13 protein-coding genes are annotated in these 16,826 nt (G+C 29.4%); 1 reads left to right on the top strand and 12 read right to left on the bottom strand.

Annotated elements, in window-relative coordinates:
- Positions 1 to 91 precede the first annotated feature (91 nt).
- Positions 92 to 550: an Lrp/AsnC family transcriptional regulator gene (locus tag DIS07_RS12280; protein ID WP_181374594.1), complete on the top strand. Its 459-nt coding sequence runs from the start codon at positions 92 to 94 to the stop codon at positions 548 to 550.
- 37 nt (positions 551 to 587) lie between these two features.
- On the opposite strand, the gene DIS07_RS12275 is transcribed toward DIS07_RS12280, so the two are convergent.
- From DIS07_RS12275 to DIS07_RS12220, 12 genes are all read right to left on the bottom strand, one after another.
- Positions 588 to 2,594 (bottom strand): transglutaminase domain-containing protein, encoded by a 2,007-nt coding sequence (locus DIS07_RS12275; RefSeq protein ID WP_109405550.1) that lies wholly within the window; start codon positions 2,592 to 2,594, stop codon positions 588 to 590.
- A gap of 11 nt (positions 2,595 to 2,605) precedes the next feature.
- On the bottom strand, positions 2,606 to 4,570 hold the full coding sequence (locus DIS07_RS12270; RefSeq protein WP_109405585.1) for a DUF3857 domain-containing protein: 1,965 nt from the start codon (positions 4,568 to 4,570) through the stop codon (positions 2,606 to 2,608).
- A gap of 1 nt (position 4,571) precedes the next feature.
- On the bottom strand, positions 4,572 to 6,485 hold the full coding sequence (locus DIS07_RS12265) for a DUF3857 domain-containing protein (protein ID WP_109405549.1): 1,914 nt from the start codon (positions 6,483 to 6,485) through the stop codon (positions 4,572 to 4,574).
- Positions 6,486 to 6,704: 219 nt separating this feature from the next.
- Positions 6,705 to 7,343 carry a YceI family protein gene (locus DIS07_RS12260; RefSeq protein WP_109405548.1) on the bottom strand — a complete coding sequence of 213 codons (639 nt, stop codon included), beginning with the start codon at positions 7,341 to 7,343 and terminating at the stop codon, positions 6,705 to 6,707.
- Positions 7,344 to 7,457: 114 nt separating this feature from the next.
- A complete protein-coding gene (gene dtd / locus DIS07_RS12255; RefSeq protein WP_109405547.1) occupies positions 7,458 to 7,910 on the bottom strand; it encodes a D-aminoacyl-tRNA deacylase in 453 nt (150 codons plus the stop codon).
- A 3-nt stretch (positions 7,911 to 7,913) separates the two neighbouring features.
- Positions 7,914 to 8,879: a ribosome small subunit-dependent GTPase A gene (gene rsgA, locus DIS07_RS12250; protein WP_109405546.1), complete on the bottom strand. Its 966-nt coding sequence runs from the start codon at positions 8,877 to 8,879 to the stop codon at positions 7,914 to 7,916.
- Positions 8,880 to 8,976: 97 nt separating this feature from the next.
- Complete coding sequence (locus DIS07_RS12245) at positions 8,977 to 10,059, bottom strand: bifunctional 3-deoxy-7-phosphoheptulonate synthase/chorismate mutase type II (RefSeq protein WP_109405545.1); 1,083 nt, start codon at positions 10,057 to 10,059, stop codon at positions 8,977 to 8,979.
- Positions 10,060 to 10,121: 62 nt separating this feature from the next.
- A complete protein-coding gene (locus DIS07_RS12240; RefSeq protein WP_109405544.1) occupies positions 10,122 to 10,973 on the bottom strand; it encodes a prephenate dehydrogenase in 852 nt (283 codons plus the stop codon).
- Positions 10,970 to 12,112, bottom strand: a complete 1,143-nt coding sequence (locus DIS07_RS12235) for a pyridoxal phosphate-dependent aminotransferase (protein WP_109405543.1) — start codon at positions 12,110 to 12,112, stop codon at positions 10,970 to 10,972. The genes DIS07_RS12240 and DIS07_RS12235 overlap by 4 nt, the downstream gene beginning before the upstream one ends.
- On the bottom strand, positions 12,109 to 12,936 hold the full coding sequence (locus DIS07_RS12230; protein WP_109405542.1) for a prephenate dehydratase: 828 nt from the start codon (positions 12,934 to 12,936) through the stop codon (positions 12,109 to 12,111). The genes DIS07_RS12235 and DIS07_RS12230 overlap by 4 nt, the downstream gene beginning before the upstream one ends.
- Positions 12,937 to 13,234: 298 nt before the next feature.
- A complete protein-coding gene (locus DIS07_RS12225; protein WP_109405541.1) occupies positions 13,235 to 14,731 on the bottom strand; it encodes an aminotransferase class V-fold PLP-dependent enzyme in 1,497 nt (498 codons plus the stop codon).
- Positions 14,732 to 14,778: 47 nt separating this feature from the next.
- Entirely contained in the window at positions 14,779 to 16,800 is a 2,022-nt protein-coding gene (locus tag DIS07_RS12220; RefSeq protein ID WP_109405540.1) for a protein-disulfide reductase DsbD family protein, read from the bottom strand.
- Positions 16,801 to 16,826 lie beyond the last annotated feature (26 nt).

The raw sequence follows: 16,826 nt of genomic DNA, 5'->3' as shown, positions 1-16,826 counted from the left end.
TATAAAATATAGATTATTTTTCTAAATTTGAATTGATTCATAATTTAAAAAACTAAAAAAAGTCTTTTAATTTTCAATTTTTAGAAATTTCATCATGTTAGATTCTACAGATAAAAAACTCATCAATTTATTGCAAACCGATAGTAAACAAACTACAAAACAGCTGTCTTTACAGTTAAATTTATCGGTAACCGCTGTTTATGAACGTATTAAAAAGCTAGAAAAGGAAAAAATTATAGAAAAGTATGTGGCCATCATCAATAAAAATAAAATTGAGAAATCATTTTTGGTGTTTTGCCACATCAAACTGATTCAACATTCTAAAGAATACGTAACTACTTTTGAACGTGAAGTATTAAAACTAGAGGAAGTTTCTGAATGTTTCCACGTAAGTGGAGATTACGATTATATTCTAAAAATCTACGTAAAAGACATGGAATCCTACAGAGATTTTATGGTAAAAAAGCTCACCGCAATTAAATATATTGGCAGCACACATAGTACTTTTGCTATTGAAGAAGTAAAAAATACTACCGAAATTACAGTATAAAAAAACCTCAAAACTTTTGTTTTGAGGTTTTAATATTCTACATTTTTACTAAAACAATTTTCTCGGACTGTTTTTTAACTAGTTGAGAGTAAAATTCTTTTAAATTATTATAATTTTCAGGAATTATTTTTGCTTTGTTAAATTGCAAAGTAGAAACCGTATTGATTTTTGACCCTTTTTGGATTATATCATATTTAAACGCAGCTAAATTATTAGGCAAACTTATAAATATACTTTCAGGAAGCTTTTCAACTTTATACCCTTTGGGAATTTGAATAGAAACAATATTTCTATCTTTCCATGGAGTAGCAAAATCTACAGGAAAATTTCTAGATTTTAATTTAAATGGATTATTATATTGTGTTAAAAACAATAATGGTTCTATATATAATTTACCATTAATTCCTTCAACAAAATTTTCACTTGAAAATTTTATACTTCTCACAATGGGTTTACCCAAATTAACTTTATTTTCAACCTTAAAATTATCTACTTCAATATTATAGTCTTCTTCAATTTTACTTAATACATTATCATCTTTTACATGGTTGTACCTCTTTCTATAATTCAGAGCATTTAAATTACTGTACTTAGTTCTTATCATACCATGTAGCATTAAATCTTCAGAAACTTTGACTATTAAATTATTTTCTTCTAATGCATGACTCGGAGCATCTAACCTTACCCAAGAAGAAATCCCTTCTTTAGTTACCTTTCTACCATTCCAATTTAAGGCTCTTGCTGGTAATATATTTGGAGGACTATAAGGCTCAGTAGCGTCCAATAAAACATATCCACCAGAGGGAAACTCTACCATAGAAATCACATAGTCAAAACCATCTAATGTTGGGAATAGCGGTATACCATTACCCTTGGAACTAACTAATACTGGATTCGAATTTAAACCTGCTGAACGTAACATTGAAATAAGAATAAGATTAATATCTGCTACATTACCTACTTTTTCTTTATAAGCTTTTACAACTCCTTTATCTGTATATTTTCCATATTTTCCATTCCATTTCATTCTAAACTTAACAAAATTGAAAATTAAAGCAACTTTTTCTAAATCTGAGTTTGTACTCTTTAAAAGGTTCTGCAAATCATTATTATAATATTTATTTTTAATTATTTCTCTACCAAAAAGTGAAGATTTAAATATTTGTTTACTCACTTTGCCCCATGAAGTAGAATAATATTTTATGGGAGAATTAGGAAACTTAACATAAGATAATTCAAATTTTGCCCCAGCTTGATATTGATTTATATTATAAACAAAAGGTTCTTTATCATCTAATGGTTGAATATCTTTTTCTCTAATTTCGAAAGTATTTTCATTTAAATCAACAGTTTCAGTATAGGAAGTTGTTTTTAACCTCCTTTTATTTGATTGCTCTCTGTAAGAATACTTTATTGACCTACCTACTTTACCTTTTTTAAAATATTTACCCAAATGTCCTTTATAGTGATTTTTAAAAAAGAAATACTCAGGAATCCTCACTTTTACTTCTAAGTTTTTTATAGGTATGGTACTTTGAAATTCGATATCATCAATATAATAGTAAAATGGGGATACCTTCTTATATTTCCATTCTATTATTGAACCTTTTTTAAGGTTTGGCATTGTGAACTTTTCTAAAATATAACTCTCTGTTAAACTTTCTTTAAAAACATCTTTACTTTTTAATTTAGTTTTTACAATTTTACTTCCTTCTAAATTATAAGTAGTTGCTTTTAAACCTACTAAAGTTTCTTTATTGCCTCTATTTTGATATAAACTTACTTTTTCAGTAGCAAATTCAATATCTTTTAAAGTGTATAATTTAATCCTTTCATGTACACTTTTAACAACAGTCCAACCTAATGTTCCATCATATTGAAACATAACATATTCTTTTTTATACAAATAAGCAGCATCAGCTGTAGAATCTAAAGGATAAAACTTCTCTTTTAATTCTTCTTTAGAAACTTTACCAAATTTATAATCTTGAGCTATTAAAGAGATTTGACTCAATAATAACGTAATAACTAATATCTTTTTCATAATTGATATTTCTACATTTTTACTAAAACAATTTTCTCGGATTCTTTAGACACCAATTGTCCGAAAAAATCTTTTAAAGCAGTATAGTGTTTTGGTCCAATAATCGATCTATTAATTTCAATCGAAGCAGTAGTATTAATATTATCACCCATTTGAACAACCTTAAACCTAAAAACACCCATGCTGTTTGGTAAACCTATTGCAATACTTTTTGGTATAGATTCTACTTTATACCCTTTAGGAATTGAAATAATTACTACATGTTTATCTTTCCATGGAGTAGCAAAATCTACTGGAAATTTTCGCTCTTCCAATTTAAAAGGGTTTTGATGCTCTGATAAAAATAATAATGGTTCTAAATAAAGTTTACCATTAATTTCTTCAATTAAATCTTCGCTAGTAAAACGAATATTTCTAATAATGGGCTTACCAATATTATCTTGATTCTGAATTTTAAAATCTTCAATTTCAAGGTTTTTATTTTCTTCTAAATTGGTTATTAAATCTTCATCTTTTTTATGATTGTTTCTTTTTCTAAAATTTAAAGCTTTTAAATTCGAGTATCTTGTTCTCATCATTCCCTCAACAACCTTATCCTCAGAAATTTTAACCATTACTGTATTTTCTTCTGTTGCAGGTTTAGAAGAACCTAACTTTACCCATGAAGAATAACCACTTTTTTCAATCTTTCTTCCATTCCAGTTTAAATCTCTTACAGGAAGTAAATTTGGCAAACTATAGGGTTCAGTTGCATCTAATAATACATAACTTCCATCTCTAAATTCTACAATAGAAATCACATAATTAAAACCATCCATTGTTGGAAATAAAGGAACTCCATTATCTCTAGTACTTACTAAAACAGGATTCGCATTTAACCCTGCAGAACGTAACATAGAAGTAAGCAATAAATTTACATCTGCTACATTTCCAAGTCTTTCTTTATAAGCTTTTTTAACCCCTTTTTCTGTATATAAACCATAAACTCCATCCCATTTTACTCTCTTTTTTACAAACTGAAAAATAGCACCCACTTTTTGAGCTGGAGTTTTTGCTACAGCTAATATTTGTTCTATATCTTTCTCATAAAAATTACTTTTATTTAATTCTGATCCAAACTTAGAAGATTTATAAATACTTTTACTAACATTATTCCAACTTGTAGAATAAGTTTTCAAATCACCTCCAATACCTATCATGTCTATATGCCTCAATTCTAATTTCAATCCAGCTCTATAATTTCTAACACTACTAACAAAGGGTTCGTCATCTCGAATTGCTGGAATATTATCGGCATTAAATTTAAAAATATCGATTACGTAAGTAAAATCACTTCCAATGGTTCCTGTTTTTGATTTTTCTTCCATTTTTACATAAAAATAACCTGTCGACCTCTTGTTAAAGCCATAGTATTCAGGTATTTCAATTTGATAATCTATTTTTTTTACAGGAATATTAAACTGAAATTTTAAATCATCTACCGACCAAAAACGTGGAGATATTAATTTATACTTTATTTCTAATACAACACCCTCCTTAACGTTTGGCATTGCAATTTTTTTGATGCTATAATATTGATTTCTTTTTTCTCTAAAAACAGATTTTTTAGAAAGTTTCTCTTTAACTACTTTTCCTTTTTCCAATGAAAAAGTATAACCTTTAATATTATTTACAGATTCTTTACTTCCTGAGCTTGGGGAATAGTAGGGAATTATTTTTGTAGCCAGTTCATAACCTTTTTTGGTATAAATTTTAATTCTCTCGTGATATTCATTTACAACATGAAAATTCCCTTCAGATAGTATAAAATCAAAATAAGTTCTTCTACTTCTATACAGGTATGCTGCATCTGCAGTAGAATCTAAAGGGTAAAACTTTTCTTCTAATTCTTGTTTTGATACTTTACCAAATTTATAATTTTGAGCAACTATAGAAAATTGACTTATTAGTAATAGTGTAATTAATATTCTTTTCATATTATGATTTTTTAATGATTGCAATTCTTAAATTTTCATATTTAGCAATACTTCTTCTAAAGCTTCTGTATGCTTTATAATCTTCTTTTGGATATACTCCTTCTTTAATCAAAATACTTTTTTTGTATTTAAAAGTAGTTTCATTAACTTTCTCAAAGTTCACTTTATATATTCCAAATTTTGAAGTAATTTCTTTTAACTGAGGTAAAAGAGGCAAGGTGTATCCTTTAGGAATCTTAAATACATACTCATCTATATCTTTGTAGCCTCTAGCTATTTTTAATGGCAATTTTCTTTTTCTATATCTCTTGGGGACAAAACTCTCTTTATTAAAAACATTAACTCTAAAAAGATATTCTGCTTCAGAAACAGTTGCATAATTACTTATATTTACTTTTAAATCTTCATTAAAAATGATGCTATCTTTATTGTTTTTAATACTAACAGACTCTATTTCTAGATTATTATTATAATTCCAAACTTTAGATTTATAATGTTTTATAAGTTCTTTTTCTCCTTGCTTTTCATAACCAAATTTATCATCATATTGAAGCCCTTTAGATACTCTTTCTAATTTTGCTTTTAAATCTCCATTCTCTAAAAGTTGAATTTTAGCAGATACATTTTGTAGATTTGTTTCATCTTTGTAAGACGCTGTTCTTTTTACCACACCTCCTTCTGGTGTAATTACCACAACATTTCTATCGTCAGTAAAATCACCTAAAAAACCAAAAGGCATACTCTGACTTGTGCACTCTAACCAAATATCTTTCCCTTTATTGGGTAAATTTAAAATAACGTGGTTTCCTTGCATTGAAGCAAAATCTTTATCAATATCTCTTTTTTCATCGGCATAAACTACAGTATAATAAGATGTTACACCTACCGCATCTAATAGAGCTTTTGTGTAATTTGTTAAACCTTTACAATCTCCATACCCAACATCATCTACTCTATTTGCTGCTATTGGTTCCCAACCACCAATTCCAACTTGTACACTTATATATCTGGTTTTCTCTTGCATATATTTGTAAACAATCTTAGCTTTTTCAATTGGGTCGGTTTCACCTTTGACCAACTCTTTCATTTTTAAAACTGTTTCTTCATCTAATTGATCTCTACCTGTTAGTAGTTTTTGGTACATCCATTTTCCAAACCCTTTCCAATTAGTATATTCACCTACTACCCCTTTTAATTTAAATCTATTTAAAGTTAAAGCTAGTTTAGGTAATATCTTTCTAGATGAAATCGCATTTCTTTCATATTTATATGCAAGTTGATTTTTTAATTGATAACTGAGTTTTACGTTAGATTCTGTTGTTGTAATATCAAAATTTTTAAAGTTTGTTTTTTTTATTCTCCAAGGGATTTTGTTACTGTTATGAATTTTATAAGTACTACTTTCTACTGAAACATAATAACCATTTACTGGAAACCACCCAGGTACAAAACCAGTTGTAGAAGTCTTGTATTCAGATTCAAAAACTACAGTATAAGGATATGAAATTGGAGTATAGTCTACATATTTCACTCTAGAATCAGAATATAAAGTACCTCCATTAACGGCACTTACATCTAAAAAATCTCTTTCTTTATATTTTTTTATTTGTTTTCCAAATGCGTTATATATATAAGCTGATAAATTGGTGATTTTAGTATCATTATCATAACTTTCTCCCATTCTCGCATCTACGTTTCCTAATTTATTAAGAACCGTAACTACCATTTTTTTTCGAACTATCATTTTATCTATAGATTCTATAGTAATTTCGATAGAATTATCTCTTACAACTGCATTAGCATCTTGCTTAAGTTCTGGTGGAATTAATAGTGAGGAGTAATTTCCTTTCTGACTAAAAATAATAGTAGCAGAAAAAAAATTAATGAATAGAGTGATATATATTAACTTTTTCATAACATAAATTTGATAGCTTTACAAAGTTAAAAAAAAGTTAAAAAAAAGAAGCCTAAAACATATAGTTTTAGACTTCAGTAATAGAATTTGAATTGATTCTAAATTAACATTTAGTTTTTATTTTTTTTTGAGTGAGATCCATCACAATATCCTTGTTTATCTGCTGTGTTTCCACAACCACATTTTGGTCTATCTGCTTTCATAATTATATTGTTTTAACTATGATTTTGTTTTAACTTCAAATGACAACTCCATATTATCATCAATAAATTTATCTTTTAAATTATCAAAGAAAGACTTTGAACCATATTTTACATTAAAATCTGCTCTGTTTACTACAAACGTTTCACTTTTAAAAGTTGTAACTCCATTTTCTGTTGATATTGTTGCAGGAATTGTAATACTTTTTGTTACATCTTTAATGTTTAAATTTCCCGTAACGTGAATTATATCTCCTTTGTCCTCTACTTTTGTAATCACAAATTTAGAAGTAGGATATACTGCAACGTCAAAGAAATCTGCACTTGTTAAATGTCCAACTAACTTTCCATTTCCTTTTTTATCGGCAGGAATATCCAATACTTTAATTGAAGCCATATCTATAATAAACTGACCTTTAGTTAATTTACCATCTTCTAATAAAATACTTCCACTTTTTATAGCTACCGTACCGTTATGACTTCCAGTAGGTTTTGTTCCTTTCCAATTTAATATTGAAGAAGAAGTATCTACATTGTTTAGTGTTTCAACATTTACAGCTACTTTTACAGCTTCTTTAGTTTCTACTTTTTCCTTTTTTTCTTTACAAGCAGTTAATACAGATGCAAAAACAATTAATGATAATACTAATTTTTTCATTTTATTTAAATTTGATTTGTTTTAAAAATTATTTTCCTAGGCAAATATAAGATTAAAATATTTTCCACGGAAAGTATTTCAACTCTTTTTAATAGAACTTTAACAAAAGTGAATTTATTCTTTGTTTTTAGAATCTATTATAATAGTTACTGGACCATCATTTAAGATCTCTACTTTCATATCTGCACCAAACTCACCAGTTTGTACTTTTTTGCTAATTTCTTTTTCTAAGGTTGATATAAAAGTTTCATACAAAGGAATAGCAACTTCAGGTTTTGCAGCTTTTATATAACTTGGTCTATTTCCTTTTTTAGTTGAAGCGTGTAAGGTAAATTGACTCACAACAATTACTTCTCCTTTGATATCTAACAGTGATGTATTCATCACTCCGTTTTCATCATTAAAAATTCGAAGGTTTGTAATTTTTCTGACCAACCAATTAATATCTTCTAGCGTATCTTCGTTTACAATTCCTATTAGAATGAGTAAACCTTTTTTAATATTTGCTACTATATTATTGTCTATAGTTACACTTGCTTTAGAAACTCTTTGAATAACTACTTTCATAACTTATTCATTATCATCTTCATTCCAAACATCAGTTCTGTAATGCTCTGTTTCTTCTTCGCCTTCTAAAATTTGCAAATAACTTCTGTATCTTGACCAAGAAATTTCTTCGTCTTCTAAAGCTTCTTTTACAGCACATTGTGGTTCTTTTAAATGCAGACAATCATTAAATTTACAATGTTGTTTTAACTCGAAAAACTCTGGAAAATAATCTCCTAATTCGTATTTATCCATATCTACAACACCAAAACCTTTTATTCCCGGAGTGTCAATAATTCTAGCATCGAAACTTAAATCGAACATTTCTGCAAAAGTAGTTGTATGCTGCCCTTGTTTATGTTGGTCTGAAATTGCTTTGGTTTTTAAATCTAAAGAAGGTTCAATAGCGTTTACTAAAGTTGTTTTTCCTACTCCAGAATGTCCAACAAACATTGATGTTTTGTCTAACATCATCTCTTTGATTATATCTACATTCTTATTTTGCGTTGCAGATACTTCTATACATGTATAGCCAATAGCTTCATAGATGTCTTTAAGGTATAAAATTTCTGCTCGCTCTTCTATTTCATAAGAATCAATTTTATTAAAGACCAAGACAGTATCTACTCTATACGCTCTAGATGTTACCAAAAAACGGTCTATAAAAGCGGTAAAAGTTGGTGGATTATTTATGGTGATTAACAAAAAAACCTGATCTACGTTTGCAGCAATGATATGAGTTTGCTTGGAAAGGTTTACAGATTTTCTGACGATAAAATTTTCTCTATCTAAAATGGTTTTAATTACACCAATTTCTTCATCACCTTTCTTTTCTAAATCGAAAACAACTTTATCTCCAACTGCAATTGGATTGGTACTTTTTATCCCTTTAATTCTGAATTTCCCTTTTATTCTACATTGATAAAAAGCTCCATCTTCAGATTTTATGTGATACCAACTCCCTGTAGATTTATATACGATTCCTGTCATTATTACAAAGATGAGAATAAAAAACCTTTTTAAAAAGAAAAGCCACGAATTCACTAATTATTAGAGAATTCGTGGCTAAAATATTATTGAGAAAATTCTATCCGTTAATAATCTTTTCTTGATGATTTATAGATTCTTGATGAATTGCTTTAAACATTTTTAAAACAAACTCTTCGCTTAAACCTTTACCGGTTCCTTCTATAACCATATTTCCAAGAATCTCGTTCCAACGTCTAGATTGAAGAACTGCAACATTTTGCTCTTTTTTTAAGGCACCGATTTTATCTGCAACTTCCATTCGTTTTCCTAACAACTCTATCAATTGGTCATCTACCACATTAATTTGAGCCCTTAAGTTTTCTAGTGGTTCTCTGTAACTAGATGCTGTTTCTGTTTCTTTCTTAATTTTTAACTCCTCCATAATTGATTTCAATTTTGTAGGTGTTACTTGTTGTGCTGCATCTGACCAAGCTTTATCTGGAGTATGATGTGTTTCTATCATTAAACCGTCAAAATTTAAATCTAAAGCAACTTGAGAAACATCTTGAATCATTTCTCTGTTACCTGTAATGTGAGATGGATCACAAATTAATGGTAAATCTGGAAACTTATTTTGGAATTCAATAGCCAATTGCCAGTTTGGATTGTTTCTGTATTTAGATTTATCATACGTAGAAAATCCTCTGTGAATTGCTCCTAAATTTTTAATTCCTGCTGTGTATAATCTTTCAATTCCACCCAACCATAAAGCTAAATCTGGATTTACTGGATTTTTTACTAAAACAATTTTATCTGTACCTTCTAAAGCATCTGCAATTTCTTGCATAATAAATGGAGATACTGTAGAACGAGCACCAATCCAAAGTAAATCTACATCATTCTCAAGTGCTAATTTGCAGTGTGCAGCATTGGCAACTTCTGTACAGGTTTTCATACCTGTTTCTTCTTTTACTTTCTTTAACCAACCTAATCCTAAAGCTCCAACACCTTCAAAATTTCCTGGTCTAGTTCTAGGTTTCCAAATTCCTGCTCTATAATAGTTTACATCAGAATCTTTTAATTCGTGTGCAATTTTTAAAACCTGCTCTTCGGTTTCTGCACTACAAGGCCCTGCTATTACTAGTGGATGTGGCAAATTCATATCATCCAACCATGTTCTCAATTCTTTTGTATTCTTCATTTTTAATAATAATTGTGTTGCGATTTCTGGACTATTCCAAAAATAACAACGATTGTGGCTTCTTATTTTATGCCGTTTAATATTTGTTTTATATAATTTGTGTTCTCCATTTCGTTAAAAATTTCAGAGAAATTATCTTGTTGCATCAGCTCTTTAAAATGTTGTAAATTGCTGATGTATTCTTCTAACGTTTCTATTACGTTATCTTTATTTTGTTTAAAAATAGGCGTCCACATTGCTGGCGAACTTTTTGCCAAACGCACAGTAGATGCAAATCCTGAACCTGCCATATCAAAAATATCGCGCTCGTTTTTTTCTTTGTTAATGACCGTTTTTCCCAACATAAATGCACTAATGTGAGATAAGTGCGAAACATACGCAATATGCTTATCATGTGAAACTGGATCCATATAACGAATACGCATTCCAATGGCTCTAAAAAGGTCTAAAGCTTTTTCTTGTAGCTTAAAAGTTGTTTTTTCAACTTCGCAAATAATGTTCGTTTTCCCTTTATACAAGCCAGAAATTGCAGCCGTTGGTCCAGAATTTTCTGTACCCGCAATTGGATGACACGCTAAAAAGTTTCGTCTATTTTTATGATGTTCAACAACTTTACAAATTGCTTTTTTTGTAGAACCCGCATCAACAACTAAAGTGTTGTCTGATATTTTATCCAAAATTGTGGGTAGTAATTTTACGGTGGCATCAACAGGAATTGATACAATTACCAAATCTGCATTCTCTAAATCGTCTAAAGTGGCTTTTTTATCAATTAAGCCTAACTCTAAAGCTTTCTCTAAAGTTGTCTCTTTTCTACTAATTCCGTGGATGATCACTTCTGGATTGTGCTCTTTAATATCGATAGCAAAACTACCTCCAATTAAACCAATACCAATCATATAAATATTTTTCATAATCTTGATATTGCTTCTTTAATGATTTCTGAGGTAACACATAGTGAAAAACGGATATAACCTTCTCCTTGACTTCCAAAAATTGTTCCAGGTGTAATAAAAATATCGTTTTCATACAATACTTTATCTGTAACTTCTTCAGACTTTTTTCCTTTAGGAATTTTTGCCCAAACAAATAACCCTGTTGCATTCTTGCTATATGTTGCGTCTAATTTATCTGCCAATTGCCAGATTAATTTTCTGCGTTCTTCGTAAATTTTATTTTGCTCTGAAAACCAATTGTCTGATAATTTTAAAGCTTCTATGGCTCCTTTTTGAATTCCGTAAAACATACCAGAATCCATATTAGATTTTACTTTTAAAACTTCGTTGATAAATGTTGCGTTTCCTAACAACATTCCTACTCTCCAACCAGCCATATTAAAAGTTTTGCTCAAAGAATTTAATTCTAAAGCAATTTCTTTTGCACCATCAACTTGTAAAATACTGATAGGATTATCATTTAAAATAAAACTATAAGGATTGTCATTGATGATTAAAATGTTGTACTTTTTTCCAAACGCAACTAATTTTTCGAACGTTTCTAAAGTTGCATCTGTTCCTGTTGGCATATGTGGATAATTAACCCACATAATTTTTACATCTGATAAATCTAATTGTTCTAATTCTTCAAAATTAGGTTGCCAATTTGATGCGTCATTTAAATTATAAAAAAGGGGTTCTGCACCAACTAATTTTGTTACGGATGTATATGTTGGATATCCAGGATTGGGAATCAACACTTTATCACCTTCATTTAAAAAAGCCATAGAAATATGCATAATTCCTTCTTTACTACCCATTAAAGGCAATATTTCATTTTCTGGATTAGCATCTACAGAAAACTTGTTTTTATAGAAATTGGCAATTGCTTCTCTTAACTCTGGTAAACCTTGATAAGATTGATATTTATGAGCAGTTGCATCACCCAAACTATTAGAAATTGCTTCTAAAACTTTTGCAGGTGGTTGTAAATCTGGAGAACCAATTCCCATATTAATAATTGGTTTTCCGGCAGCAACTAAGCCTCTAACTTCTCTTAATTTTTTAGAGAAATAGTATTCTTGAACTGTATCTAATCTTTTGGCAGGTTGTATCATTTTCTACCGTTTTTGTAGGTTCCTAATATCTTGAATTCTTCAGCCATAATTTCAATAATTGATTCGGCTTTTTTATAGTCTTGATAATCATCAAAAGTAACATCAACAAAAAATGAATACTTCCAAGGAGTTTCTATTACTGGTAAAGATTGAATCTTGGTTAAATTCATTTTACAATCGCTCAACACGTTTAAAATAGCTGCCAAACTTCCTCTTTTATGATTTAATTGAAATTTTAATGAAGCTTTGTTTATTTGATCAATTCCATTTTTTGGTTGATCAGTCTGTACAATTACAAATCTTGTTGAGTTATCTTTTATGGTTTGAATCTCGTCTTCAAGAATGTCTAAACCAAAAATTTCAGCAGCAATTTTTGGAGCAATTGCAGCAATACCTTTTAAATTTTCTTTTGAAATTCTTTTAGCAACTTCTGCAGTATCTACATCTTCTACTAATTTTATTTGAGGATAATTTTTAAAAAACTCTTTACATTGCAACAAAGCCATTGGGTGTGACCAAACTTCTTTAATATCTTCAATTTGTTGACCTTTTAAAGCCATTAAATGATGATGAATATTTAAGTATTCTTCGTTAGTAATATGTAAATTGTGTTTATCAATTAAAGCATAATTAGGAATAATTGAACCTGCGATGGTGTTCTCTAAAGCCATGACACCTAAATCTGCAGAACCATCCAACAAACTATCTACCAAAATATCAAAAGACATACATTCTTTTAACTTGATAGATGTTCCGTAAAAGTCACGAGCAACTTTATGATGATTTGAGCCTTCTGCTCCTTGTATGGCTATTATTTTATCCATTTTAATTTCAAAAAAAAAGCCTCGAAGTAAATTCGAGACTTTATATTTTATGAATGTTTCCTAACAACATACAAAGTCTCTCCTCTTATTGTAAAAATAAAAGTAAAAAAAGAAACGAGTATAATTGTTATTTAACATTTGTGTTCTCTTGTTTGAGGGACAAATCTAAAGATTATATTGTAACAAACAAATAATATCCTATTTTTTATAAAAGAATTGACAGATTATTAAAAACTGTTTAAAAAAAAACAATGATATTATGATATTCATTAATGAAAAAGAAATCTAAAAGAATATTCTAAAATTTAAACCACTCTTTCACCAATTCTTTCTCAATAGGCTCTATAGTTTTATGGAAATAATCGTTTTTAATAGCATTATATTGATAATCTTTTGACCAATCTTCAATATGAATTGAAAGTTCTTTTAAAGAATTACATATAAATTCTAATTCTTCTGAAGTGATTGTAGGATGAATAGACAAACGCACCCAACCTGGTTTATCTGTATTGCATCCGTGTAAAATTTCATCTTTAATTCTGTTGGATGTTTCTTGATCTACATTTAGTAAAAAATGTCCGTAAGTTCCTGCACAAGAACAACCGCCTCTTGTTTGAATTCCAAATCGGTCGTTTAATAATTTTACAACCAAGTTAAAATGATGTTTTTCAAAATAAAATGAAAAAATACTTAAACGCTCTTTATGATTAGGCGCTAAAATTTTTACATCTGGTAAACTTTCTAATGTTTTAAAAAGAATTTTATTGACTTCGTCTTCTCTCTTTTTGATGTTTTTTGTGCCCATTTTTTCTTTCAACTGAATGGACAGTGCAATTCGTATCGTTTGTAAAAAACCTGGTGTTCCACCATCTTCTCTTGTTTCAACATCATCAAAATAATCATGCTCTCCCCAAGGATTTGTATAACTTACTGTACCACCTCCTGGATTATCAGGTACTGTATTTTTGTACAAACTCTTATTAAAAACTAAGACACCTGAACTTCCTGGACCACCTAAAAATTTATGAGGAGAAAAGAAAATTGCATCTAACATTGCATCTTTATCTTCTGGATGCATATCAATATCTACATAAGGCGCACAACATGCAAAATCCACAAAACACAATCCGTTGTATTTATGAATTAGTTTTGCCACATCATGATAAGGAGTTTTAATACCTGTAACATTAGAACAAGAAGTAATTGACGTTATTTTAATGGTTCTATGTTGATGCTTTTGAATGCATTTTTCAAACTCTTTTAAACAAACCAAACCCGCGTGGTCACAAGGAACCACTTCTACATCTGCAATGGTTTCTAACCAAGAAGTTTGATTAGAGTGATGCTCCATATGAGAGACAAAAACAATGGGTTTTATTTCTTCAGGAACTACAGTGTGCTCTTTTAAATTCTCAGAAACCTTTAAACCTAAAATTCTTTGAAATTTATTGACAACACCCGTCATACCAGAACCGGTAGTTATTAAAACATCATCATCATTTGCATTTACATGTTTTTTGATAATCTTACGTGCTTCGTGATAGGCTAATGTCATAGCTGCCCCAGAAGTAGATGTTTCTGTATGAGTGTTTGCAACAAAAGGACCAAATTGATTTGAAAGTTTATCCTCAATAGGCGCAAACAATCTACCGCTTGCAGTCCAATCTGTATATATCAACTTTTGTTCTCCATAAGGAGATTGAAATGTTTGATTGATTCCTACAATATTTTCTCTAAACTGATTAAAATATTGTTCTAAATCTGATTTTATATTCGTTTCATTAGTTGAAATCATACCTCTTAAAAGTTTGATATTTACTTATCAAAAATAGGGATTTAAAATTACTCTTTTTTATTGCTTTTAAATACTTCTAATCCACATTCTAAAAACTGAGCATAATTGTTTTCATCAGGTGTATACCCAACTGCTTTATTTAAGATTTTTGTCCCATCAGAATTTAATAAAACATAATAGGGCTGAGAGTTTGTTTGAAAAAACTGTGTTTGAAAATTTGCCCATTTATGTCCGTAATTTTTTAATTTTCTTGTTCCTCCATTGGCACGATTCACTAAAATTTGTTCTTCTTCTGGTAAGAGCTTTTTATCATCAACATAGAGAGAAATTAATACGTAATTGTTTCTTAAATAATTATCTATCTTTTTAATTGGCCAAACATGTTCTTCCATCTTTCTACAATTTACACATGCATATCCCGTAAAATCGAGCAATATTGGTTTGTTTACTTTTTTGGCATATTCAACGCCCGTTTTTAAATCTTTAAAGCAATCTAAATTATTGGGGCAATCATTTGGATACATAAAACTATACCCTACAGGCGGTGCTAAACCACTTAATAATGTTAAAGGCGTAAACGTTTTTGTTTCTTGATTTACTCTAAACCCAGAAGCCAAATAAATAACAAAAGATGCAACTAGAATACCACCTGCAATTCTTGAGAAAGATAATTTCTTAATTGGCGAATCGTGTGGAAATTTTAATTTACCAAATAAATACAAGGTTAAACCTGCAAAAATTAATATCCATAAAATTAAAAAAGGCTCAATTTTTAAGAGATTCCAGTGTGCAACTAAATCTGCATTTGATAAAAACTTGAATGCTAATGCTAATTCTAAAAAACCTAAAATTACCTTTGTCGTATTTAACCATCCTCCAGATTTTGGCAAAGCATTCATCATATTAGGAAACATTGCAAATAATGCAAATGGCAAACCTAATGACACTCCAAATCCTGCCATACCTGCTGTAAGTTGCCACGCACCTCCATCAGCAGTTAATGAGCCCGCTAGTAATGAACCTAAAATAGGTCCTGTACAAGAAAATGACACAATTGCTAAGGTTAATGCCATAAAAAAGATTCCTATAAATCCTCCAGAACTTTCTCCTTCTGTAGTTTTAGACGTCCAACTAGAAGGAAGCGTTAACTCATAATATCCGAAGAATGAAAAGGCAAAAAACACAAAAATGGCGAAGAAAATAATGTTGAGCCAAATATTGGTTGATATTTCATTTAATATATCTGGATTTACAGAATCTAGCAAATGAAATGGCACACTTAAAATTACATACACAGCAAAAATAAAGAAGCCATATAGTAAGGCTTTAGAAATTCCTGCGCTTCTATTCTGCCCACTTTTTTTGGTAAAAAAACTAACAGTTAAAGGTATCATTGGAAAAACACAAGGTGTTAACAGTGCTAACAATCCTCCTAAAAAACCTAAACCAAAAATACTCCATAAGGAATTTCCTTTATCTTTAATTTCTGATGTAGTGGTAATTAATTCGTCTTTACATTTTTTCATTGATAAAGACATATCACTTTTCCTCATTCCGTAGAGTAAGTTATTTGTCTCGTTATTATTTATGATTATTGATTTGTTTGAATTGTTAGTATTTCCTTTTTTTAAATTGAAAACTAAATCAATTTCTGTTGGCGCTAAGCATTTGGTATCATCGCAAACCATAAACTCTACAGAAGCATTTATACTTGTAACTTCGCCCAAGACTTTGATTCTTTGTTCAAATATTGCTAAGTTTTCGAAAAATTTGATCTTCATTCCAAATACTGGATCATCAACGGTATGTCCTTTTTCTTCTGTTGTTTTATCGATTAGAGAGAAATCTCCTTTTGATACATCATAAAAAAAAGTAGTTGGAATTGGACCATCATCGGGTACAGATTGAGAGTACAAGTGCCAACCTTTATCAATTGTAGCGGTAGTAATTAAAGTGTACTCTTTCTTTGATTTCTTTTGAACTGATGTCTCCCATTTAATTGGATCTTCTATTTGAGAAAAGAGAACAATAGTAAAAAGAAAAAAAAAGACAGTAAGAATATTTTTCATACTCGATAATTTCAAAATTAAAAAGA

The organism is Polaribacter aquimarinus (genome assembly GCF_003129485.1).
Taxonomy (GTDB): Bacteria; Bacteroidota; Bacteroidia; order Flavobacteriales; family Flavobacteriaceae; genus Polaribacter; species Polaribacter aquimarinus.
Note: the sequence above shows the minus strand (reverse complement) of the source record. Positions and strands in the feature narration are given on the sequence as shown.

Coding starts and splice junctions, on each gene's coding strand:
- DIS07_RS12245 (WP_109405545.1), bottom strand. CDS start 10,059: ATGAAGAATACAAAAGAATTGAGAACATGGTTGGATGATATGAATTTG.
- DIS07_RS12275 (WP_109405550.1), bottom strand. CDS start 2,594: ATGAAAAAGATATTAGTTATTACGTTATTATTGAGTCAAATCTCTTTA.
- DIS07_RS12235 (WP_109405543.1), bottom strand. CDS start 12,112: ATGATACAACCTGCCAAAAGATTAGATACAGTTCAAGAATACTATTTC.
- DIS07_RS12220 (WP_109405540.1), bottom strand. CDS start 16,800: ATGAAAAATATTCTTACTGTCTTTTTTTTTCTTTTTACTATTGTTCTC.
- DIS07_RS12240 (WP_109405544.1), bottom strand. CDS start 10,973: ATGAAAAATATTTATATGATTGGTATTGGTTTAATTGGAGGTAGTTTT.
- DIS07_RS12260 (WP_109405548.1), bottom strand. CDS start 7,343: ATGAAAAAATTAGTATTATCATTAATTGTTTTTGCATCTGTATTAACT.
- DIS07_RS12230 (WP_109405542.1), bottom strand. CDS start 12,936: ATGGATAAAATAATAGCCATACAAGGAGCAGAAGGCTCAAATCATCAT.
- DIS07_RS12265 (WP_109405549.1), bottom strand. CDS start 6,485: ATGAAAAAGTTAATATATATCACTCTATTCATTAATTTTTTTTCTGCT.
- rsgA (WP_109405546.1), bottom strand. CDS start 8,879: ATGACAGGAATCGTATATAAATCTACAGGGAGTTGGTATCACATAAAA.
- dtd (WP_109405547.1), bottom strand. CDS start 7,910: ATGAAAGTAGTTATTCAAAGAGTTTCTAAAGCAAGTGTAACTATAGAC.
- DIS07_RS12270 (WP_109405585.1), bottom strand. CDS start 4,570: ATGAAAAGAATATTAATTACACTATTACTAATAAGTCAATTTTCTATA.
- DIS07_RS12225 (WP_109405541.1), bottom strand. CDS start 14,731: ATGATTTCAACTAATGAAACGAATATAAAATCAGATTTAGAACAATAT.